Below are 24,115 nucleotides of genomic sequence, written 5' to 3'. Positions count from 1 at the left end.
CCCAGTTCAATTCCAGAGCGGTGGCTTTGCCACCATCAGCCAGAAAATCGCGATGACCGACAAAAAAGCCGGCCAGCCGAGCGCAAACCAGATGCGCATGTAATGGAAATACGTGACTGGCAATGCGGTTCGCTCACGTAACGCCGTAGCGGCCAATTGAGACGCGCGCCATTGCAGCCACACCACCGGCAACCAGCACATGCCGGTAAACAGATAAAGCAGCATGGCAGCCTGTAGCCAGGATGCATGCAGATCGAAGCCCATCAGGCGCATCAGCAGATAGCCGGTGATCGGCTGCACGATCACAGCCGGTGTGGTGAACAGGAAATCGGCACGCACGGTCAGTCGCGCGGCGGTCGCGATCGCGGCGACTTCACCGGTGCGATGCGTGAACCACATGAAAAACGCAGTGCCGAGTCCCGTTCCGAACAAGAGCGTCGAAGAGAGAATGTGCAGCGTTTTCAGCAAAACGTATGCGTTCATCGGCGTTCTTCGGTCGCAATCAGAATGGTCAATGCGAAGATGAGCGGCAGGTTCTTGAGCAGGCCGCCAAAGGGATCGAGCCAGTGCGTCGGCCAGAGTACGCCAATGCCAATCGTGTAGCCCAACAACATCGCCAGCATCAAGGACAGCACGAACGTCGAGTGCCAGCGCAGGATGCATAGCGTGCCCAGCAACAGGTCGGCGGTGGCGGTCGTTCTTGCCAGTACGAGCGAAGCGTCGGGCGACAATGCATGTCCAGGTGCGGCATGCAAAATCCTGGCATCGGGCAGCCACCACCCAACGACGCCCGAACAGATCCACAAGAGTGCGATCGATACGCGCAGCAGCGGCAATAGGAAATAAAGGCGTGCGTGCCAGCGATCCTGCACCTGGCTTGGTGATTCGTCGAGGACTTGTATCAATCTGCGAGGCTCGAGGCCGAGATTGCTACGCATGTGCTCCAGCGCATCGGCCGAGCCGATATTGCCGCGTTCGAGCATGCGTGAGATGGTCTGGCCCAGTGGGCCGCGCCCCAATCGTTCGCCTGCTGCCGCCGCGATCCGCCCCAGAAACGAAGGGATGCTCCAAATGCGTGGCGCGGCGAAACCCAGCCAGCGCCGCCATGCGAGCAGATAGTCGCGCAAATTCAGTATTTCAGGACCGACCAGTTCGATGACTTGCCGTGTACTCGCGGTAGTCGCCAGCGCCGCGACTACCGCCGCTCCCACGTCGTTCGCCGACAAGGGTTGCAGTTGCTGCTCGCCCTTGCCTGGCAGGGGCAACACCCACGGCAGTGCCGCGAGGCCACGCAATAGCGATGTTCCTCCGTACGAGCCGTACGTGCTGTAAACCAGCGACGGTCGCAATATCAGCCAATCCAGCGCCAGGTTTGAAAGCGCTGCATCGCCGCGATGCTTGGAAGCGATGAATTCGCCGTCCGCGGGGTCGCCCAGCGCGGAGATCTGGATCACGCGTCGTATGCCTTGTTCCACGCACGCGCGGAACAACGCCAAGGGCGCCTCTTCGTGCACGGCCTGGAAAGTGTTGTCGCCATCTTCGCGAAGAATGCCGGCGCAATTGACCACGGCATCTATGTGTTCCAGCCGTGGCAGCCAGTCGGAAATGGTCGTGTCCCGCGCCATGTCGCATGACACGGCTTTGAGACCCGGGAAACGCGAATCGATGCGTGCGCCACGCACCGCGCAGACAACTTCATGCTTCGCCGCCGTCAATGCGGCAGTGATATGCGCGCCAATGAATCCGTACGCACCCACAACCAATACGCGCATGAGCCACCCTCCGTGTCGCGCAATGGTTTCAACATCCGGAGAGGGCGTCAATTGCCCGGGGATTTGGCGTTGGAGGCGAGCAGTCGCCAAATCTCCTGTCCACCCGCGCCTCAGGCATCGAGCAGATGGAAATCTTCCGTACCGGCAACCGCCTCGTGATGGCCGTGCAGGTGCCAGCTGCAACGAACTAGCTTCGGGCCTCAATCAATGCTACCGATGTACGTCACGATCACTTGATCGCGTAGGTGAATTCCCTCGGCTCAGTGATCGAGAACTAAGTCATGAATTTCACCGTGAAATATCACGGATCGTTTACTGGTGCGGCGCCATGTTGCGCCCGTTTGCTGCTTGTCAACAGAGGACTGGAAATGGATTTCTTTCGGCGTGTATTGCTCGTGCTCTGCATCAGTACGTTCTGGTTTCAGGTAGCCTCAGCTTCGTCTTTACAAGACGAACCAGCCCGCACATCAACCGCCCCGGATAAAGCATCCACCATTTCGACGAATGTCTTGTCTAAAACAGTAATGGCGGCAGCAACGCAGACGAGCACTACTTATTATGGCCCTCCCTATTACCAGTATGGTTACGCCAATTATGGTCCGTGGGGTTCTATATCAGCCGCCGTGCAGGCTTGGTGGGCGAATTATCAGCAAGTTTTTCCCGGTGCTTTCCCTGGATGTTCCTACACACTCCAGTTATTAAACCCTTCTACCACGAACAACAATGATAGGCAGTTGGGCGAAGTTGCCCAGATGCCACTAAGCGGCACTTGTGGTGGATGGGGCCGCGTGAAGGCAACGGCTTCGACTTACGCAACATGGAAAAATTTGGGTAAGCAGTGCAATTGCGCCGGCGATCCCATTGATGTGGCCACCGGCAACGAATACAGGGACGAAGAAGATTTGTCCTTGGACTCGTTGAGTTTTCATCGCTATTACAACAGTCAGATCTCTGTTGCCTCATCGCATATCGGCGCAAATTGGAGGCATAGCTTCGATCGAAGCGTGGAATATTTAACCGACGGTACGAACTACATTGCGACTGTGTATCGCCCTAACGGAATGCAGGTCAAGTTCACACTCTCATCCGATCAGTGGGTGGCTGATACAGACGTCCCCGACCAACTTACTGAGCAAACCGGAACTTCTGGCAGTCCTACTGGCTGGACCTATTTCGATGCATCTACCCGTTATCAGGAAAGCTACGATCAGAGCGGGAATTTACTCTCTATCACTGACACGAACGGACTTGTAACTACGTTTTCTTACAGCACCGCTTCAACGCCAGTCAGCGTTGCGCCTGCTCCAGGTTTGTTACTTACGGTAACGGATCCGCATGGCCGATTGCTCAGCTTTACCTACAACACTAACTCTGAAGTGGCCACCGTAACAGAGCCTGACGGTGGCGTGCTCACTTATGCCTACAATACGAGCGGAAACCTATCGTCAGTTACCTATCCGGACAAAACTTCTCGTCAGTACGTTTACAACGAGAGTTCGTTGACGGGTGGTACAAGCTTACCTAATGCGTTGACCGGCGACATTGATGAAACGGATACACGTCTCACCAGCATAGGCTATAACTCGCAAGGTCAAGCAACGATGTCGATGCTCGCCACGAACATCGACAAGACTCAGGTTAGTTACGGAAGCGGTGGTACGACCACCGTCACTTATCCGTTGGGTGTTCAGACCACGCTTGGTTTTGTGACGCCCAGTGGCTCCATGCATACCAGTACAGTGAGCGCGCCCTGTGGACCACAATGCGGTCAACCGAATGCGTCTGCCACATTCGATGCCAATGGCTACCAAGCATCGACTACCGATTTCAACGGCAATGTAAGCCTGACAACCTACGATGCAAATGGGTTACTTGATCAGGAAATTGATGCGCAGGGTGCGTCTAGCCAACGCGCCACCAACTTCACTTGGGACACCACGCTACGCGTACCGCTGACTCGCACCGTCAGTAATGCCGGCGGCACCACTATCAGTTCGACTCAATGGGTCTATAACACCATCGGCCAACCGCTCGCCCGTTGCGACGTCGACCCGACCAACAGCGCCGCATCAGGCTATAGCTGCTCCAACACCGGCACCATTCCGGCCGGCGTCCGCCGCTGGACCTACACCTACTGCACCGCCGTTGGTACTGGCTGTCCGCTAACCGGCTTGATGCTCACCGCCACCGGTCCGCGCACCGATCTCACGCAGACCGCAAGCTACAGCTACTACACCAGCAGCAGCGCCACCGACTGCGGCACGCCCGGTGCGGCGTGTTATCAGGCCGGCGATCTGTATCAGGTGACCGATGCCCTGGGCCACGTCACCACCATCGCCTCCTACGATGCCGACGGCCGCATCACGCGCCTCACCGACGCCAACGGCGTCAACACCGACATGACCTACACCCCGCGCGGCTGGCTCGCCTCGCGCACCGTGGGCGGTACCACTACTAGCTTCACCTACACCCCGTATGGCACGGTGCAAACTGTCACCGATCCCGATGGCGTCACCACCACCTACGGCTACGACGCCGCGCATCGTCTGGTGAAGATCACCGATGCGCTCGGCAATTACATCCAGTACACCCTCGATGCCGCCGGCGACAAAACCGCCGAACAGGTCTACGACTCATCGGGCACGCTGCACAAAAGCCTCACCCGCACCTTCAACACGTTGGGTCAGCTCACCACCGTGGTCGACGGCCTCAACAACACCGTGTTCAACGCCAGTGCCAGCGGCAGCTATGACGCCAACGGCAACCTGATCCAAAGCATCGATGGCCTCAACATCCCGCGCCAACTGGGCTACGACGCCTTGAACCGCCTGGTGCAGACCATCGACAACTACAACGGCACCGACACGGCGACGAAGAACACCACCGCCCAGTACAGCTACGACAGCCTGGACCGCCTCACCCAGCTGACCGACCCCAGCAGCCTCAACACCACCTATAGCTACGACGGCCTCAGCGATGCCACGGGGCAGGTGAGCCCCGACACCGGCACCACCAGCCGCAGCTTCGATGCCGCCGGCAACGTGCTCACCCGCACCGATGCCAAGGGCATCACCGCGACGAACACCTACGACGCGCTGGATCGCCTGATCAGCACCAGCTACCCGGATAACACGCAAAACGTTACCTATAGCTACGACGATCCCAACAGCATCACCGGTTGCAGCACCAGCTATCCGGTCGGACGGCTGACGCGGATCATCGAGAACAGCGTGACCACGGTGTATTGCTACGACGCGCAAGGACGCGTCACCAGCAAAGGCCAATCCATCGAGGGCTCATTCGGCGCATTCCCTGTCAAACAACCCAACTTAGGCGAATGCCCTGCGGGCATGATGTGCGCGAATGACATGGCCACCACGGCCGCGGCCGATGTCACCGGCTACGCCTATACCGCTGCAGGCCGGCTGAGCGGCATCACCTATCCCAGCGGCACCTTAGTGAGCTACACGCGCGATGGCGATGGCCGCATCCAAAGCGTGAGCCTCACGCCGCCTAACGGCACCGCCAGCTCGGCGGTAAACGGTGTCACCTATCAGCCCTTCGGCCCCATAAGTGGCTACACGCTGGGCAATGGTCAACAGATAGCGCGCACCTACGATGCGAACTACCGGCTCACGGATCTGACCAGTCCGGCATTCAATTTGCACGTTGCCAGAGATGCGATGGGCGATATCACGGCGATGGGCAATGCGCCGGGTGCGAATCCCGCTACCGAGACCTATGCGTACGATCCGTTGTACCGCTTGTTGAGCGTCACGGAGGCGAACGGCGCCACGTTGGAAAGCGTTACCTACAACCCAACCGGTGATCGACTCACTAAGACCGGCAATGGTTTAGCTACCGGCACGTACACCTACAACACAGGTACCCACCAGCTCAACGCCACAGGAAACGCGGCGCGCACGGTCGATGCCGATGGCAATACCACTGCGATCACCAAAGCAGGCAGCACTTACGGCTTTGGGTACAGCGACCGTAATCGCATGATCGTCGCGCAGCTCGGTAGCAGCACGATTGCCAACTACACGTACAACGCACTGAGCCAGCGTATACAGAAAGTCGCTAACAGCGCGACCGAGCGCTACGACTACAACGAAGCCAGCCAGATGCTGGGTGAGTACGGCGCGACGAACCGCGACTACATTTGGATGGATGGCATTCCCGTCGCGAATGTTGATACGAACGGCATGACGAGCACGATTGCTTACGTGACGGCGGATCAGCTCGGGACGCCGCGTGCAGTCGCGAATAGCAGCGGCACGACGGAGTGGCAGAGCCCATATCAGGGCAATCCGTGGAATGAAGTCACGCCGACCTCCACGGGATACACCTATAACCTAGGATTTCCGGGGCAATACTTTGATTTAGAGACAGGCCTTACAGATTGGGGTTTTCGAACCTATGACTCAGGCACTGGTCGATCACTGCAAAGTGATCCAATTGGTCTTTGGGGTGGCATCAATAGCTATGCGTATGCCCTGAATAGCCCGCTAAATTACAGCGATCCGACAGGACTTTTCGTTCGCGGGACGTACTCTATATCGACAGGTTTGCTGACTATGTACGACACATCTGACCCCATAGATGTGTATACAACTTATGCAAACACCGGAGGGACTTACCAGCCAGATGGAACGTTTATCCCAAATGGAGACGCAATACCTGTTGGGACATACGACATTCTGGGCGCGCGAACACCGGGGTGGTATCGGCTAGATCCCGAGGACAGCCATCCCTTCAATGATGTAAACGACGCTACCGGACATGGTGCCTTCCGCCTTCATCCAGGGACTCATAGCCTCGGATGCATTACGGTGAACAAAAATTCGTACAACAACACCCTCTACAAAAATATTGAAAACTTGCTCGACCACACGATGACAACGACGATTACCGATCAGGCGCAAAGATCGCTCATCCCAGGGCCGTGGCCCGTACGCTTCGGTCCGTCAGTTGGAACACCCGTGACCTACTATGGAAAATTGGTGGTAACGCCGTGAGAGAAGCGCATATGTCGCCAACAATGAAAGATGGATTGATCATCATTTTCCTGACCGCAGTCGCGTTCGCTGTGGCAGTTCAATGTGTTTACACATTTGGTCAGCTCTATCACGTCGCGATCATGGCGTATAAGTCAGGAGGGTTGCAGCCACGCCTGGTCAGCTTCGGCCGGTTCGGCGTTTATCTATATTTTTCATTGGCGATTGTTATCGCCCTCGCAATGCTTTCCTTCATAAAGTCAAAAGGAGGCGTTAGCCGGACAAAAATCGCTACCACTTTTCTAATTCTCTCTCTGATTAGTACTGCAGCGTTCGCGGCGCTGGTGTTGCTCCCAGTCTCTGAAGTGGTCATCAGGTAGTTTCGAAGCTACTCTGCATCGTCCGCTTTCCGGGGCAGTATTTTGATGCGGAGACAGGCCTGTTTTACAACGGGCATCGTGACTACGACTCAGCGACAGGGCGGTAGATCGAAAGCGATCCGATGGGGTTGCGAGCTGGGCCGAACACCTATGCCTATGTGGGCAACAGTCCGCTAAGCCACAGGGATGCATATGGGCTGCAGGATGAAGATGAAGACGAGGCTGATGTTGAAGCGCTTCGGAATATGTTAAATCCGCCTCTCGGACCTAATGAAGCAAACCAAACGCAGTATCAGATCGACATGGAGCAAGGAGAATGCATGGCTCCTGGGGCAAATCCTCCGCCACCATTGCCGTCCATACTTCCACAAGCACCTCTTCCTGTATTGAGCCCGGCAGAATTCGACAATACGGTTTTATTTCACGGTACAGGTGCGTCGAGCGCAGCGGACATCGTGAATAATGGAGTAAGTATGAACCAAGCAGCTGAGCAGGGAGGGGGCGATGTTTTCTGGACTACAACATCACAGTCGGATGCAGGCTGGTTCGCAGCCGCTAACCCGGCGATGGAAGATCCGGCGATCGTCAGTATGAAGATTCCCAATTCCACAATTAATGACTTGACTAGCAATGGTTCGCTAAGCGTTAACGGTAGTGTCTACACTTTTGGGCCAGGCGCGATAAATACGCTAAACCAAAATGCAACATTTCAATTGGTGCCTTACAAATGAATACCGCAAAATTCCCATCGCGAAAAGTTGACGGTTCCTTCTGCGTCGATGTTGGTCTCCAACTGTTGGAAGGAGCGCCCGAGAACATTTGCAAAGTGATTGATGAGTGGTTTAGTGGTGTGTGGATGGGCGCGAATAAGACTTGGACACGCACTTGGTCTACGGGAGTGAATTTGGAAGTAAAGAAAGATGAGGTCCTCGTTTATAGTGACGAATTCCTCCGCGCCCCGATGGCAAGTTTGGGTAGTAAATCTGAGCTACGAATTCGACTTTTTGGAACGAAGTCCGCAAAGCTTTGGAAAGATTGGTTGGTTTCAAAAATTGCACCGGACTTAAAGGAAAAATTTCCTTACATAGGCGAGCTTTTGTATATTCAGGATTGCATTGACTAGATCCAAATTGGTGTCAGGTTCATTGCTAGTGTGGCCGCCTACGAGGCGTACTTGGGATTTTGTGTAAATGGGCTACTCGCACGCTCGTGCGCGGGCGAGTGCGTACAAAACCGGCTCAAAGAAATTGTCGGGGACGCACCTGTGCTCATGCTCGCTGTGCTCGCCAAACCGCGCTGAATCAAGGAAAGCTGCCCGGGAATTTGGCGTTGGAGGCGAGCAGTCACCAAATCCCCGGATAGGTATCAAACCGCGGTGTGGGCTATGCCGCCGATCCACGTTTCGCGCACGGTCAACGTATCGTCCATCACCGCGAAATCGGCGTTGTAGCCTGCCGCGATGCGTCCGTGGGTGCGGTCCAAGCCGATCCATGCGGCCGGATAGGCGCTTGCCATGCGCGAGGCTTCGGCCAAGGGCAGGCCGAGCATGTGCACGGTGTTGCGCACGGCGCCTGCCATGTCGAGGCCGGAGCCAGCCAGGACGCCCGCTTCGTTCTGGCAGATGCCATCGCGCATCACGATGGTCTGTCCATTGAGCACGTAGTCGGGGCGGTCGCTTCCCACGGGTGGCATGGCATCGGTCACCAGCACGCATTTGCCGCGTGCTTTCGCGGCGATCGCCACGCGCAATGTCGCTGGGTGCACATGATGACCATCCACGATCAAGCCGCACCAGCTATGCGGATCGTCCAGTGCCGCGCCGACCACGCCGGGATCGCGATTGGCCAGCGGCGTCATGGCGTTGTAGAGGTGCGTGAATCCGCACACGCCTGCGTCCAGCGCGGCGCGGGTGGTCGCGTAATCGGCGGCGGTATGACCGGCGACGACGATGACGCCTGCTGCGCTGAGGCGAGCGATGACTTGTGGAGAGACTTCGTCGGGCGCGAGCGTCAACATGACCGGTCCGCGATGCGGAGCAATGAGCGCCTCGACATCGCTCTCGTCGGGATGACGGAACAATGCTGCGTTGTGGATGCCCTTGCGTGCGTTGGCAAGGAACGGTCCTTCCACGTGAATCCCGAGAATACCCGGCACGCGTTGTTCGATCGCGTCATCCACCGCCTTGAGCGCGGCATGCATCTGCTCGGCGGTGTCCGTGATCAGCGTAGGAAGCATGCCGGTGGTGCCGTACTTGCGGTGCGCCTGGGCAATGCTGCGCAGTGTCTCCACGGTCGGGGCATCGTTGAACAGCAAGCCGCCGCCGCCATTCACCTGCACGTCGATGAATCCGGGCAGCAACAGATGGCCGTGCAGATCGTGCCGCTGCGCATCGCCCACACGCGGATCATCCTGCGCAACGACGGCGACAATGCGCTTGCCTCGCACCAGCACGGCAAGACCCTCGCGCGGACCGTGGTCGCCCAGCACGCGGCCGTTGACGAGGGCAATGAGTGGACTGGCGGTCATTACACAGTCTCCGTGACCTTGCGCAGGTGCGGCGGTACATCCGGATCGTAACCGCGTGCGAGCGAAAGCGCGCTGGCGGCGCGATAGAAGCTTTGCACCGTGAGCAATGGCGTCACGATGGGTTCGATGCCGGTGGGAAGCGGTAGCGCATCGTCGCCTTGCGCACCCGGTGCGGCGACCCATACGCGTGCGCCGCGCGCGCGGAATTCGGCCGCCACGGACAAGGTGTTTTCCAGCGTGCCGTCGTCTTGCGCGAAAAACAGCACGGGGAAGCCCGCGCCGACCAACGCCATGGGCCCATGCTTCACTTCGGCGGCACTGAAAGCCTCGGCGTGCAAGCCGCAGGTCTCTTTCAGTTTCAACGCAGCCTCCAGCGCAGCGCCGAATCCGTAGCCGCGACCCACTACGTACAGATTCTGCACGTCCACCAGGCCCCGTTCGAGGGCGCTCCAGTCGCCTTCCCAACCTCTGCGCAAATCGTTCGGAAGACGCGCGATGGCGGCATGCAGGGCCTTGTCGTTGGTCCAGTGCGCCGTCAATTGCAGAATCGCGGCGAGCGTTGCGAGATAGCTCTTGGTCGCCGCCACGCTTTGCTCGGGACCGGCGCGCAGCGGAATCACCGTATGCGCCAGTGCGGCGAGTGGCGAGTCTTCCACGTTGACCATCGCCACCACATAAGCGCCGGCATCTTTGGCAGCCTGTGCGCTGCGCAGAAGATCCGGGCTCTTTCCCGATTGCGAGATGGCGAGGAACAACGCCCCTTCGAGCTTGAGATTGGCGTCGTAGATCGAGGAGATCGACGGCGATGCCGATGCCGTGATCAAGCCAAGCCGCGTTTCGAAGACGTATTTGGCATAGGCCGCAGCATGATCGGAGCTGCCGCGCGCGCATGTCACGATGAAGCGCGGCGGTTGGGCGCGCAACCGTTCGCCCAGCGATTGAAGCAGCGACGCGTTCTGCACCAGCTGGCGTTCGACAGTGGCGGCGCTCTCCTGCGCCTCGTTATACATCAGGGTGTCACGAGCGGATTTCATGGGGACTCCGAAGCATGGATGTAACGCAGCGCGCGCCGGCACGCATCGAGAACCGATGCGCGCGTGCTGTACGGGATGACGAAAAGCGGGAAGCGCGTCGACGCAATGCGATCGACGCGATAAAAATCAGGTCTGACGAGGTGGCGCCGTCGAACCGCGCACCACCAGCTCGGGCATGAACCCCTCGTTGGCCGGCTCCGGTCCTTGATTCTGCAGACTGGTGATGAGATGCAAGGCAGCGTGCCGTCCGATTTCGCTGGTCGATTGCCGTGCGGTGGTCAACGCAGGCCATGCCTGTTTTGAAAACGGACTGTCCTCGAACCCTGCGATGGACAGATCCCACGGCACGTCCAGTCCCGCCGAACGCGCGGCCGCCAGCACGCCCGCGGCAATTTCGTCGTTGCAGCCGAAAATCGCGGTGGGCGGTTCTTTCAACGCGAGCAGCTTGCGCGCACCGCGGAAGCCGTCGTCGAACGCATAGCGGCCGGGCAGGATCAGTTTGCGATTGACCGGAATGCCGTAGTCCTTCAGTGCGTCCGCGTAACCCTGATAACGCTCCGGGCTGGAGCGGTGATGCGGTTCGCCCCATAGAAAGCCGATGCGCGTATGGCCGAGTTGGATCAGGTGCTCGGTGATCGCATACGCCGCGTCGTGGTCGTCCACATACACGCAGGGCATGCCGTCCTGCGGATCCTCGCGTGACGCAATGATGCGCACGAAGGACACGTCGTGAGCTTTCAGCTTGGCCAGCAATGCCGATTGCTCGGACATCGGCGGTGCGAGGATCAGACCGGCCAGGCGCGCACGCTGCACCAGCGACACCAATTCCTCGGCCAGGTGCGGAGCGGCCGAGTCGCAGGGATAGATCTGCAGGCCGAACCCGCGTTCGCGGCAGGCCGACAGCACGCCGTTCTGCATGTCGATCACGTAGTGCGCGTTCGGGTTGTCGTAGACCAGGCCGATCGCGTACGAGTGCGAGCTGCTGCGCAGGCTTCGCGCGGAAGGGTCCGGGTGATAGCCGAGCTGCTCGATCGCCCGTTCCACTTTCTCGCGGGTTTCCGGGCGAACCGCTGCCTCGTGATTGATCACGCGCGACACCGTTTTCAGCGAAACGCCGGCGTGTTTGGCGACATCCTTGATGGTGGGACTGTGCAACGAAAAATCCTCCCGGGTGTCGGGTGGGCATCGTAGCCCAGTCACCGGGTCGAGTGGTGGCCGCAGGGGTGCCGGCGCCTGACATCGCTAAGTATGCCTCAGCTCGCGTGGTTGCCCACGTTATGGCCGCGTACGCCGTAATACAGGATGTAGAGATAGCACGGCACTATGACAATCACGAAGGCAAGCTGGAAATCGATGTACTGCTTCAGGTGGACGAAGGCCTGCGGCAGCAGCGCGCCGCCCACGATGCCCATGATCAACAAGGCCGAGCCCGCCTCGGTATGGCTGCCCAGGCCCTTGATGGCCAGCGGGAAGATGGCCGGCCACATCATGGCGTTGGCAAAGCCCAGCACGGCAACGAAAGCGACCGATGCGTAACCATGTGTGACGTAGGCGCCCAGCGCAAACACCACGCCAAGCACGGCCGACACGGCGAGGTAGCGTTGCTGCGAAATGAAGCGAGGAATCAGCACCGAGCCGACCAGGTAGCCCGCCAGCATCGAGACCATGGTGTACGCGGTGAAGTGCGATGTCTCTTTCAGTGGCAAGCCGAAGCCCTGGCCATAGGTGTTGATGGCATCGCCCGCCATCACTTCCACGCCCACGTAAAGAAACAGGCACAGCACGCCCAGCCACAAATGCGGGAAGCTGAAAATGCCGCCCTTGCTATGACCGATCGAACGCTCGCTGTTGGCACCGGAGGGTTTGATTTCCGGGAGCGAGGAAAAAACGATCCAGATCGCGAGCACTACCAGCAGTCCGGCGAGCGCCATGTAAGGCCAGAAAACGCGCGCCGCAAATTCGTTGAGCAAGGCTTCGCGCGCCGGACCCGTGGCCATGGTGGTTACCTGGCCCAGGAACGCATCGATGCCCGTCATCACCAACGCACCAAACGCGAGTGGCGCGAGCGCACCGGCCACTTTGTTGCAGATGCCCATCAAAGCGATGCGCTGCGCGGCGCTTTCGATCGGGCCGAGAATGCTGATGTAGGGGTTCGATGCCGTTTGCAGCAGCGACAGTCCCGCGCCGATCACGAACAAGCCAGTCAACGCGCCGGGATAAATGCGTATGCGCACGAATTCGCCGAACACCGCCGCACCGATGGCCATGATGAAAAGGCCCAGCACCATGCCTTTTTTCATACCGGTGCGCTTGAGCACGGCACCCGCGGGCAGCGCGAGGAAGAAATAGGAAACGTAAAACGCGAAAGGCACCAGGAAAGCATTGATGTCGTCGAGCGTAAAAGCCACTTTCACGAACGAGATCAGCGGCCCGTTGAGCCAGGTGAAAAATCCCATGATGAAGAACAGCACGCCGATGATCATCATGGGCAGCAATGTCGACGTGCGTGGCGCGTCGGCGGTGTAGGTGGTGGACGACATGAACGATTCCCCGTGACAGACCCGATGTCGACGATCATGCGACATCTTCGTAACGAGCTTTATTGTCCTCAAGGCACAACGTTGTCAATCGAGGGCGACAAACTGGCCTGGACAACGTGCGCCATTTTACCTCGTCCGATTTAAATTTTTGATGCGGCGCAGCAGTCTGTCATATAGGTCTTTTGTCCTAAATGGCGCGATGTAATATTAAGCATGATCAACAATTTAAGCATTTATTTCGGCCCGGGCACGCGATTATGTTTCGCGATGCGACAAACAGGACTTGAAGGCTATCTTTACGACCTGTTGACAGCGTTGTCATTCGTGACCAGACTCCGTCATCAGAGTCGCACCAGAGGGTTGTGCCTACGGGGTTGGTAGGCGAGGTGCGACAGGAAACGCGAGGAGGGGGCGTGGTACAGGCTGTCAAACATGGCAACGTGCATTCGATGCCGTCACCGGAGCTGGCATTTCTGGCTGCCGACGTGGGTGGCACGCACGCACGCATTGGCCTGGTTAGCCCGCGCCCGGACGGCCATCGTCCCGTCACGGTGCTGGAATATCGCCGCTACGCCTGCGCCGAATGGCCTAGCCTCACGGCGGTACTGAAAGATTTCGTTTCGCAGTTGAGCGTCGGCGTGCGTCTGGAGCATTGCGCGGTAGCCAGTGCCGGTTATGTGCTTGGCGACGCCATCGTCAACGACAACCTGCCATGGCCGGTGTCGATCCGCGATATCCGCGAAACGCTGGGGATCTCCAGCCTTGCGGTGATCAACGATTTCGAAGCGGTGGCCTATGCCTCGCAATTCGTGACCCAGTCCGACACCACCCCGGTGATCGAGACCAGCTCGCCGCAGGTGAGTGGTCCGGTGCTGGTGATGGGGCCGGGCACCGGTTTGGGTTCGGCCGTGCTCTTGCCGGGTCAGCCGCACGCAACGGTGCTGGCCACCGAAGCGGGGCAGGTGGCACTGGCGCCCGGCAACGAACTGGAGATCGAGATTCTTCGACTGTTCGGCCGCGATCGTGCGTACGTGTCGTTCGAACAAGCATTGTCCGGCCCCGGGCTCGTCAATCTGTACAACGCCATCTGCACGCTGCGCGGCATGACGCCGGTCCTGCACGTTCCCGCCGATGTCACGCGCAGCGCCGTCGACAAATCCGATGCCGCCGCCGTGGAGGCGCTGCATGTGTTCTGCGGTTTGCTCGGCAGCTTTGTCGGGGATCTCGTGCTGCTCTACGGCGCACGCGGCGGTGTGTATCTCGCCGGCGGCATCCTGCCGCAGATTCGCGAACTGCTGCTGACAAGCACGTTCGCCGAGCGCTTCTTCAATAAGGGCGTGATGCGCCCTTTCCTGCAACAGGTACCTGTACGACTGATGGAGCACGGCCAGCTGGGTGTCATCGGCGCTGCTGGCCTGTATTTGGACGGTCAGCATGCCCAATGACGGGTGCGCCGAAGAATTAAGGAACGAGGTTTTTTTCAACTGAACCGGGCGCAAGCCCATACGCCACACAGCACAGGCATGCCGCGAACATTTCCTGTGCTGAAAAACGCCTCTGAGGGGAGGAAGCCATGTCACATCGTAAGACTCTACTAGCCGCGAGTATCTTCGCCGGGCTGTGTTTGTCCGGATCGCTTCATGCGCAAGACACCACGCAGACCACACCTCCATCGACGGTGCCTGCCGCCCAGCAAACGGAACAGCAGGCGGAAAAGGCCAATGCCAAGCAGCTTGCCACGGTAACGGTGGTCGGCATCCGCGCCAGCTTGCAGCAATCGATGGATACCAAGCGCAACGCCGATGCCATCGTCGATGCCATTACCGCCACCGATATCGGCAAGTTCCCGGCCACCAACGTTGCCGAAGCGCTGGCGCAGGTGCCGGGCGTCACGCTCGATCACTTGTTCGGTGCCACGCAGCGCGTCAGCATCGACGGCATCGATCCGAGCTTGAACCTTGCCTTCCTCGACGGCCACCCCGTCGCGCAGGCGCTCTGGCTGTACGGCGACAGCCCGAACCGCGGCTTCAACTACTCGTTGCTGCCGGCGGAAATTCTCGGCCAGCTCGAAATTTTCAAGAGCCCCGAAGCGCGACTGCCGGAAGGCAGCCTCGGCGGTACGGTGTTCATGCACACGGTACAGCCGCTCGATGTGCCATCGAACACGATCAGTGGTTCGTTCGGCGCGAACTACAACGACATGACCGACAAGAACCGCCCGAACGGTTCGGTCTTCTATAGCTGGCACAACGATTCGAAGACCTTCGGTGTCGATGTCTCCGCGCAGCACTACGAGCAGGACACCTCGCGCCAGGGCCAGGAAATCTTCGGCTACACGCCGGTTTCGGCCATCGCGGCCGTGAACCCTGCGATCGCGGCGGAAGTGGCGTCCGGCCAGCTGAAAGGCAGCGACCAGATGCCGACGGAAATCAACTCGGCCAACTTCGAGCAGATCGAAAAGCGCAACAGCATATTCGTCAACATTCAGTACAAGCCGAACGAGCATTTCGACAGCACGCTCAGCCTGATCTACATGACGGATAGCCTGAACAACATCAACACGTCGCTGTACCCGATCGCCGGGTTCAACTACGCCGGCATCTCGCACCTGACGGCAGGTCCGGGCGGCATCGTGACCTCCGGTACGCAGGTCGGTACGCCTTGCTATCAGGTAACCAGCTGCACCAGCACCGCCGAAAGCTTTGAAGATAACGATGCGCGTGCTTCGTACATCCGGACCAAGGGCGTCGACTGGCGCGGTACGTTCTACGGCGACGGCTGGCGCCTGGGTGGCCAGGTTGGCGTGAGCACGTCCAACAACGTCATCAGCCAGGCGTTCAAGGAAATCTTCTACGGCGGCGGCTTCAACTGGAGCATTCCGAACGGCTTCAATTACACCAACCTCGCCACGGCGAACAACCCCAACTACTGGGCCGACAACGACTTCGGCGGCAACATCGGCTACAAGCCGTACCATGCACGCGACTCCTACGGCCAGCTCGATTTCAGCAAGGACTTCGACGGCTTCTTCAACGAGTTGCTGGTGGGTGCCCGCTACGCATCGCACTGGGAAAGCCAGAGCCTGCTGATCTATCGCGGCGTGCCCAACATGACCTTGAATCAGATCGGTTATGGCGGCCTGACCAACCTGCAGGGTGCTTCGTCGATCGGCCTGAACGGCAGTGCGGTGTCGCATGTGCAGACCTGCGGGTACAACTGCATCTTCAACGCCGTGCTCGACAACGGTCCGCTGTCGGCGAACGATCCGGTCGATTACTGGGATAACACTTTCAACGTGCAGCAGCAGAACACCGCGATCTACGGACAGGTCAATTTCGGTGACGACAACCTGCACGGCAACATCGGCGCTCGTTGGGTGAGGACCAAGATCACCTCGTATGGCTACTACGTGCCCAGCAGCTGCCAGGTGCCTGGTGCTAACGGCCTCGTGCCGTGGAATTGCGATTTCACGCCCGGCACCGGTTACATCGGCCAGACCAGCACGCACAACAATTGGTTGCCGGCGTTCAACATCGCTTACAACCTGACGCCGGACGTGATCCTGCGTGGCGCTGCATCCGAGACCCTCGCCTATGCTCCGTACAACGAGCTGGCGCCGTTCTTCGAAGCCAACGACACCGTGCTCACGGCTACCGCGGGCAACCCGGCCATCAAGCCGTATCGTTCGCTCAATGGCGATATCTCGGCGGAATGGTATTTCAACAACGAGTCCGTGATTGCGATTTCGGGCTTCTACAAGAACGTTCTCAACTACGTGGTCAATGCATCGACCATTCAGTCGCGCGAGAACGGCTCGTGGGGCACGCTCTATCCGGGTCCGGTCGGTGCGCAGCTCGTCGCCAACGGCATGTGTACGGTGGCGGGCATTTGCCAATACCAGGTCTCCGCGCCGATCAACGGCGGTCGTGCGAAGGTGAAGGGTGCGGCGATCAGCTATCAGCAGGCCTTCGGTGACAGCGGTTTCGGTCTGCGCGCCAACTACACCTACTCCGATTCGTCCACGGCTGCCGGCGGTCCGCTGCCTTACAACTCGAAGAACTCGTACACGTTTGCACCGTACTTCGAGCAGGGTCCGTACAGCGCGAGCATCTCGTACAACTACCGCGGCAAGTACCTCGCCGGCGGCTACGTGGCGGGTGCTCCGGATGCTTACACGGGTAGCTATAAAGAGCTCGATGCCTCGGCTGCTTACGCGTTCAACAAGAACTTCTCCGTGTCCTTCGACATGCTGAATTTGCTGAACTCGGTTTACAAGCAGTACCTCGGGCCCACCAATACGCAGTTGCTCAACGAGTACGTGAGCGGTCGCGAGTTCATGCTCGAAGCGCATTTCAAGTTCTGATGTAAAGCTCGACCTTTCTTCTTCCCCGCCAAGGACCTGGCGATCTTGCCAGGTCCCTTTTTTTCCCGACGGATGGGGAAGTCGATCGTGACAAAGGCCCGCAACGCCGGTTCCCGGCGTTGCCAAGGTCGCCTCGCCGGAGTTGCTGCATGAAGTTCGTCGGGCAATGTTTTCTGGCCAGCCTTGGTTTGCTCGCCCTGCAAGGATGGGCATCGGAACCGAGGGTGCTGGTCGATCAGGTGGGATACGAACTGCGTGCCGGCAAACAGGCTGTTGTTTCGGCCGATGCGGGGCAATCGCTGCACACCTTTCAGGTTGTCGACGCCAGCGACGACAAACCCGTACTCACGGGAACGCTGCAGGACGCAGGCCCCGTAGCAAAGTGGGGCAGCCAGCATTACTGGCGCGCCGACTTCTCCGCACTCAAGACAACCGGACGCTACTACCTGGAACTGAATGACCAGGGCCACTGCGTGCGTTCCGACGAATTCCTCGTGCAGGACGATGTGCTGGAGCGCAACACGCTCTCCAACGTCATCTATTACTTCAAAGGCCAGCGCGCCAGCGGATTGATGGACAAAGCGGATCGTCAGTTGCCTCGTCCTGACGGCAAGCCGGGCACGCTCGATATCCATGGTGGCTGGTATGACGCGACGGGTGATTACGGCATTCACCTGTCACACCAGAACCTCACCTCTTATTTCAATACGCAGCAGCTGCCGCTGGTCGTGTGGAGCCTGCTGCGCAGCTTGCAGCAGCTGGACGCACGCCACGACCCCAATTTCAGCCAATACCAACGGCGTCTGCTGGACGAAGGACTGTTCGGTGCCGATTTTCTGGTGCGCGACAAGCGGCCGGACGGTTCGTTCTACCAGTCGATTGATGCGCCGGGTAGCGGCAAGCTTCCGAAAGATCGCCTCATTGGCGATCCGAATTGGCGCACGCAGATCAAGCGCTCGGTCAACGACATGGGGGCGCGTGTCGAAGCGCCCGCGCGTGGTCCTCATGCATACGAGGCGAGCTTCCGGGCGGGCGGCGGCATGGCGATTGCCGCGCTGGCGCTGGCGAGCACCATGGACGCCGACGGCGATTTCTCGAAGCAGAATTACTTGCAAGCCGCGGAGTCGGCGTATCGCTTCCTCGATGCGCACAACAAGGAACTGATCAACGACGGTGTGGAAAACATCGTCGACGACTATTGCGCGCTGCTGGCGGCCACCGAACTCTATCGCGCCACGCACGACGAAGCCTGGCGCCACGCCGCCGACCGTCGCGCGGAAAGTCTGATGACGCGCCTGACCACGCACGATGGCCAACAGGACTACTGGCGCGCCGATGCCGGCACGCGACCGTTCTTTCATCCCACCGACGCAGGCCTGCCTGTCGTGGCGCTGCTGGCATATGCATCCATCGCCTCGCCAGCGCAGCAGAACGCCGTGCGTGAGGTCGTGAAGCGCTCGCTCGCCTACGAGTTGCGCGTTACCGGCGAGGTGAACAATCCCTTTGGCTACGCGCGCCAGCTGGTGCGCATGGGCAACGGCACCGTTCGCACTGCCTTCTTCTTCCCGCACGACACCGAGGCGGCGCCGTGGTGGCAGGGAGAGAATGCGCGTCTCGCATCCCTCGCTGCTGCCGCGCGCATGGCCGCGCCGCTCTTTGCGGACGATCAGGCATTTCAAGCGAAGCTGGAAAGCTACGCGTGGAATCAACTGCACTGGATTCTCGGCCGCAACCCCTACGACACCAGCATGTTGATGGGCAGCGGCCAGCGCAATGCTCAATACATGTTCTTCCGCTCGTACGAATACACCAGCGCTCCCGGCGCGATCATCAACGGCATCACCGCAGGGCTGGACGACGAGGACGGAATCGCCTTCAATCTGGGCTACGCACAAACCGGACGCGACGATGACTGGCGATGGACCGAACAATGGCTGCCCCACGATGCGTGGTATCTCTACGCCGTCAGCCTGCCGCACGACTAAGGACACCTCGTTGAGTCCACTCTTCAAATTCGCCGGCCTGATCTTCTGCGTGGCGTTGTGTGGTGTTGTACAGGCGTCTCCTATCCCCGTGATTCCAATGCCGGCGCAATGGCACGCCGCCAGCGGGTCGTTCAAGGTCGACGATCAAACCGTCATCGTGGTTCCGCCAAACGATACGGCGACGCGGCAGTCGGCGGCTTATTTCGCAGACTTGCTCGCGCGCACGCGCGGTCTGCAGTTGAAGATCGTGGAAGATGGCGCTGCATCGAATGCGATCGTCTTTGCCAAGGACACCAAGGCGCAGGTGTCGCACGCCGAAGGTTACACGCTGGACATTAACCCGGGCAGCATTCGCATCGATGCGCGCGATGATGCCGGCGTGTTCTACGGTGCCGTGACGCTTTGGCAACTGCTCACATCCAACACCCGGCATGGCCCGGTGCAGGTGTCCGCCGTACATATCGCGGATTGGCCGCGCTTCGCCTGGCGCGGATTGATGCTCGACTCCGCGCGGCATTTCCAGTCCGTGGCGGATGTCGAACGACTGCTCGACCAGATGGCGCAACACAAGCTCAACGTGCTGCACTGGCACCTCACGGACGACCAGGGGTGGCGCATCGAAATCAAGCGTTATCCCGATCTCACGCGCATCGGTGCCTGGCGTACGCCGCCCGACGCAGGACACGATGGCGAGCCGCAACGCTATGGCGGTTATTACACGCAGGATCAGATTCGCGACGTGGTGGCCTACGCCGCCGCGCGGCAGATCACGGTGGTGCCGGAAATCGACATGCCTGGCCACGCGCAGGCGGCGGTGGCGTCGTATCCGCAGATCGGCGTGACCGGCAAGCGTCCGTCGGTGTCGGTGGACTGGGGCGTCAACCCTTATCTCTATAACGTCGACGACGCGACGTTCCAGTTCGTGGACAACGTGCTGGATGAAGTCATGGCGCTGTTTCCCTCGCACTATATTCACGTCGGCGGGGACGAGGCGATCAAGGATCAGTGGAAAGCCTCGCCGGCTGTCCAGGCGAAGATCAAGGCGCTGCATCTGAAGGATGAAGACGCGTTGCAAGGCTGGTTCATCGGTCGCGTCGGTACGTACCTCGCCGCACACGGCCGCCGCCTGATCGGCTGGGATGAAATTCTGGATGGCGGCGTGCCGGCCGACGCGACGGTCATGTCGTGGCGGGGCACGGATGGTGCGATCAAGGCGGCGAAAATGGGGCATGACGTAGTGATGTCGCCCGCGCCGGATCTGTACATGGATAGTGTGCAGAGCGACCGTGCCGACGAGGCGGCAGGACGCATCCCCGTGCGCGACCTCGCCAGCATCTATGCATTCAATCCGGTTCCCGCGGCATTGACGGCCGGCCAGGCCGGTCATGTGCTGGGCGCGCAGGTGAATGTGTGGACCGAGCACATGCCCACCATGCAGCACGTCGAGCATGCCGTGTTTCCGAGGCTCGATGCATTGAGCGAAGTCGTCTGGTCGCCGGCTTCCGCCAGGAACTGGGAGGATTTTCTCGGCCGTCTTCCATCGCAGTTCGAGCGTTACGCGAATCAGCATGTCGACTATGCCGACAGCGCGTTTGCGCCGAACATCCAGGTCGATGCCAATCGCGCGTTGAAGAGCGGCAAGGCGGAAGTCGCGTTATCGAATCAGGCGCATTTCGGCGCCATCCATTACACCGTCGACGGAAGCACGCCGAACCTGCATTCGCCGCTTTATGGCGCTCCGTTCTCGATTCGATGGCCCGTGACGATCAAGGCAGCCAGCTTCGCGAGTGATGGAAGCCTGCTTGCCGCGCCGCGTACGCGCGTGCTGGATCATGCGGACCTGTTGAGTCGCGATGGCGTGGAGCTCCCCAATTGTCCTGGCAGCGACTTCCGCTTGCGCGTGCAGCCCATGCCCGACGCAACCAGCATGTCGCCGGTCTATGCGGTCAATGTGTTCGACGCTTGCCAGCAGTTCTCGTCGGCGCCGCTCGATGGTGTCGTCGGCATTCACGCCGACGTGGTGAGATTGGAGCGCAACTACGCGCTCGCGCACGACATATCGCTGGTGAAATCGCGCGCCCACAGTACACCGTATGGCGAATTCATCGTGCACATGGACAAGTGCGACGGTCCTGTCCTGGCGAGCATGCCATTGCCGGATCCGGCTGCGAGCGATCGGCACATCGCACTCGATGCATCGGTACCAGTCCAGCATGGTGAACATACGCTGTGCCTGGTGTTTACCGCACCGACGGACGGGCCGTTGTATGCGATCGGTCGTGTCTCGCTGGAACAGCGTAAGCCTTGAGTGTGATCGAGCGCTTTGCCACATGCGGCAAAGCGCAAGGCAGGCGGGTGTTCACGCAGCCGTTGGATGCGCCGCGCCAATGCTTCTTCAACGTTAACGCGCGTTCCTGATTCAAGCGCTTCAAACGGTGCGTCGTCGCAACAGCGGCGTACCCGCTATGATCGGCGGACAGCTTCGCACGGAGATCGCGCATGTCCGCAGTGTCGTCCACGCATGCATCGCCCGCATCAGGCCGCAGGCTTTTGCTGATCGTCGTTCTTGCTGCCGGCGCGATTGTCGGTTCCCTTGCCACCAGCGGTGGGGCGGATGCGTGGCATGGGTTGCACTGGTTGTGCAAGCCGCTCGCGACGTTTGCGATCTTCATGATGGCCTGGCGCGTCGCATGGCCGGTATCCGTCATGTATCGCCGCTACATGCTTGTCGGCATCGCGTTCTGCCTGCTTGGCGACATCCTGCTGATGTTGCCCGTGGATCTGTTCGTACCCGGGCTGGTGAGCTTTCTGCTCGCGCACGGATGGTTCATTGCAGCATTCAGCAGCGATGTCCGTTTTGCCGTGCGATGGTGGCCATGGCTGGTATGCCTGGCTTTCGGCGCGGGCATGGCGGCGTTGCTCTGGCCCGGCATGGCGCCGGCGATGCGGGCACCCGTGCTTCTATATATATGTGTGCTGACGACCATGGCCGGCCAGGCCTTGGGGCGAGCCCTGTGGCTGCGGACGCAGGGGGATGCGAGGGCCATCTCGGCGGGTTACGGAGGTCTCGGCGCGCTGTTGTTCATGGCCAGCGACAGCCTGCTCGCCTGGGATCGTTTTCGCACCTCTTTACCGTGGTCCGCGCTATATATACTGGCCACGTACTACGCAGCACTGTGGCTGATCGCCCGTTCCGTCGAACGAGGACCCACGGCGCTCACAGGCGGGCAAGGCTGACATGATTACACCCGAACAAATCATGACCTGGGCCATACCGGGCTTCTTCCTGTTGATCGGCATCGAATGGCTGGTCGCCAAGTGGCGCGGCCGGGATGTGTATTACGGCAACGATGCGATCAACAGCCTTGGCCTGGGCGTGATCTCGCAAATCGTGGGCGTATTCACCAAGTTGTTCGCCATCGGCATCTACGGCTGGTGCGCGGCGCATCTTGCGCCGTGGACACTGCCGTCGAACAGCGTGTGGGTGTGGATCAGCGGGTTGCTGCTTTACGATCTGCTCTACTACTGGTTGCATCGCCTGGGGCACGAAGTGAATGTGCTGTGGGCCGCGCACGTCGTGCATCACCAGAGCGAGAGCTACAACCTCACCACCGCATTGCGCCAGACAGGCAGCGGATTTCTGCTGGGCTGGCTGTTCTATCTGCCGATGGCACTGCTCGGTTATCCCACCGAAGTGTTCGCGGTGATCGCGATCATCGATCTCCTGTACCAGTTCTGGGTGCACACGGAGGTGATCGATCGCCTGGGCTGGTTCGACCGCGTATTTTGTTCGCCATCCAATCATCGTGCGCATCATGCCGTGAACGATCGTTACCTCGATCGCAACTACGGCGGCATCCTGATCATCTGGGATCGCATCTTCGGCAGCTTTGTCGAAGAGAACGACGACGATCCGCCGGTCTACGGCACGCGTGCGCCGCTGCAAAGCTGGAATCCGCTTTGGGCGAATATCGAGGTGTATTGGGCGATGCTCAAGGACAGCTGGCACGCGCGCAACTGGCTGGACAAGCTGCGCGTGTGGTTCAAGCCGCCGGGCTGGCGTCCGGCCGACGCGGCGGCGCGTTTTCCCAAGGCGGCGTTCGACATCGGTCATGCCCGCTACAACCCGCCGATGTCACGCCCGTTGAAGATCTACTGTCTCGTGCAGTTCACGATGATGCTATTGATCGGCGTGAACTTCCTCGGCGCTGCGCCGAAGATGGCGTTGTCCGAGGCTGCTGCTTATGCAGCCTACCTTGTCTACAGTTTGTGGGCACTGGGCTTTCTGCTGGAAGGGCGCGGCGTGGGCATCTGGCTTGAGCTGGCGCGCACGGCGGGTACCGCCGTAGCGGTGTTACTCAGCGAGCGATGGTTTGGTGTTGCCCAGCTGGATGCACGGCTTGCCGTAGCGATGACGGTCGTATTCGGCCTCAGTGCAGTGGCACTGTTGTTCGTCGCCGGTTATGAGCGGCGTCATTCGGCATCGATACGACCGGCGCTTGGCTGACCCGGTCG

General features: G+C 59.7%; 17 protein-coding genes. 11 read left to right on the top strand and 6 right to left on the bottom strand.

The window, feature by feature from the left end:
- Positions 1-6: 6 nt before the first annotated feature.
- Together DWU99_RS11220 and DWU99_RS11215 are read right to left on the bottom strand one after the other, a co-directional pair.
- On the bottom strand, positions 7-483 hold the full coding sequence (locus tag DWU99_RS11220; protein ID WP_115478100.1) for a DUF2269 family protein: 477 nt from the start codon (positions 481-483) through the stop codon (positions 7-9).
- Positions 480-1,772, bottom strand: coding sequence for an SDR family oxidoreductase (locus tag DWU99_RS11215; RefSeq protein WP_115478099.1), 1,293 nt, complete (start codon positions 1,770-1,772; stop codon positions 480-482). Before DWU99_RS11215 ends, DWU99_RS11220 begins: the two co-directional genes overlap by 4 nt.
- 281 nt (positions 1,773-2,053) lie before the next feature.
- Between DWU99_RS11215 and DWU99_RS11210 the strand changes: the two genes are divergently transcribed.
- The 5 genes from DWU99_RS11210 to DWU99_RS11195 are packed head-to-tail and all read left to right on the top strand — an operon-like array spanning position 2,054 to position 8,275.
- On the top strand, positions 2,054-6,793 hold the full coding sequence (locus DWU99_RS11210; RefSeq protein ID WP_115478098.1) for an RHS repeat-associated core domain-containing protein: 4,740 nt from the start codon (positions 2,054-2,056) through the stop codon (positions 6,791-6,793).
- Positions 6,794-6,804: 11 nt separating this feature from the next.
- On the top strand, positions 6,805-7,152 hold the full coding sequence (locus tag DWU99_RS11205) for a hypothetical protein (protein WP_115478097.1): 348 nt from the start codon (positions 6,805-6,807) through the stop codon (positions 7,150-7,152).
- 17 nt (positions 7,153-7,169) lie between these two features.
- Positions 7,170-7,259, top strand: coding sequence for an RHS repeat-associated core domain-containing protein (locus DWU99_RS21335; RefSeq protein WP_267897524.1), 90 nt, complete (start codon positions 7,170-7,172; stop codon positions 7,257-7,259).
- 15 nt (positions 7,260-7,274) lie between these two features.
- Complete coding sequence (locus DWU99_RS11200) at positions 7,275-7,883, top strand: RHS repeat-associated core domain-containing protein (protein ID WP_233511049.1); 609 nt, start codon at positions 7,275-7,277, stop codon at positions 7,881-7,883.
- Complete coding sequence (locus DWU99_RS11195; protein ID WP_115478096.1) at positions 7,880-8,275, top strand: hypothetical protein; 396 nt, start codon at positions 7,880-7,882, stop codon at positions 8,273-8,275. Before DWU99_RS11200 ends, DWU99_RS11195 begins: the two co-directional genes overlap by 4 nt.
- Positions 8,276-8,517: 242 nt before the next feature.
- Here DWU99_RS11195 and nagA read toward each other — a convergent pair whose 3' ends face one another.
- From nagA to DWU99_RS11175, 4 genes are all read right to left on the bottom strand, one after another.
- The gene (gene nagA / locus DWU99_RS11190) at positions 8,518-9,678 is read right to left on the bottom strand and encodes an N-acetylglucosamine-6-phosphate deacetylase (RefSeq protein WP_115478095.1); all 1,161 of its coding nucleotides are present in this window, start codon (positions 9,676-9,678) and stop codon (positions 8,518-8,520) included.
- On the bottom strand, positions 9,678-10,712 hold the full coding sequence (locus DWU99_RS11185; protein WP_115478094.1) for an SIS domain-containing protein: 1,035 nt from the start codon (positions 10,710-10,712) through the stop codon (positions 9,678-9,680). The genes nagA and DWU99_RS11185 overlap by 1 nt, the downstream gene beginning before the upstream one ends.
- Before the next feature lie 126 nt (positions 10,713-10,838).
- Positions 10,839-11,867, bottom strand: a complete 1,029-nt coding sequence (locus DWU99_RS11180) for a LacI family DNA-binding transcriptional regulator (RefSeq protein WP_115478093.1) — start codon at positions 11,865-11,867, stop codon at positions 10,839-10,841.
- A gap of 98 nt (positions 11,868-11,965) precedes the next feature.
- Positions 11,966-13,252 (bottom strand): sugar MFS transporter, encoded by a 1,287-nt coding sequence (locus tag DWU99_RS11175; RefSeq protein ID WP_115478092.1) that lies wholly within the window; start codon positions 13,250-13,252, stop codon positions 11,966-11,968.
- 449 nt (positions 13,253-13,701) lie between these two features.
- On the opposite strand from DWU99_RS11175, the gene glk reads away from it, so the two are divergent.
- The 6 genes from glk to DWU99_RS11145 all read left to right on the top strand — a co-directional run bounded on the left by glk (position 13,702) and on the right by DWU99_RS11145 (position 24,107).
- Positions 13,702-14,697 carry a glucokinase gene (gene glk, locus DWU99_RS11170; protein ID WP_115478201.1) on the top strand — a complete coding sequence of 332 codons (996 nt, stop codon included), beginning with the start codon at positions 13,702-13,704 and terminating at the stop codon, positions 14,695-14,697.
- Positions 14,698-14,825: 128 nt separating this feature from the next.
- Positions 14,826-17,615 carry a TonB-dependent receptor gene (locus DWU99_RS11165; protein WP_199535771.1) on the top strand — a complete coding sequence of 930 codons (2,790 nt, stop codon included), beginning with the start codon at positions 14,826-14,828 and terminating at the stop codon, positions 17,613-17,615.
- Between the two features lie 149 nt (positions 17,616-17,764).
- Positions 17,765-19,600 (top strand): glycoside hydrolase family 9 protein, encoded by a 1,836-nt coding sequence (locus tag DWU99_RS11160; protein WP_115478091.1) that lies wholly within the window; start codon positions 17,765-17,767, stop codon positions 19,598-19,600.
- Positions 19,560-21,908, top strand: coding sequence for a beta-N-acetylhexosaminidase (locus DWU99_RS11155; RefSeq protein WP_115478090.1), 2,349 nt, complete (start codon positions 19,560-19,562; stop codon positions 21,906-21,908). The genes DWU99_RS11160 and DWU99_RS11155 overlap by 41 nt, the downstream gene beginning before the upstream one ends.
- Before the next feature lie 191 nt (positions 21,909-22,099).
- Entirely contained in the window at positions 22,100-22,837 is a 738-nt protein-coding gene (locus tag DWU99_RS11150) for a lysoplasmalogenase (protein WP_115478089.1), read from the top strand.
- 1 nt (position 22,838) lies between these two features.
- Positions 22,839-24,107 (top strand): sterol desaturase family protein, encoded by a 1,269-nt coding sequence (locus DWU99_RS11145; protein ID WP_115478088.1) that lies wholly within the window; start codon positions 22,839-22,841, stop codon positions 24,105-24,107.
- Positions 24,108-24,115: the final 8 nt, after the last annotated feature.

Source organism: Dyella psychrodurans, assembly GCF_003363265.1.
In the GTDB taxonomy this organism is placed as follows: Bacteria; Pseudomonadota; Gammaproteobacteria; order Xanthomonadales; family Rhodanobacteraceae; genus Dyella_B; species Dyella_B psychrodurans.
This window is presented reverse-complemented; position numbering and strand designations above follow the sequence as displayed.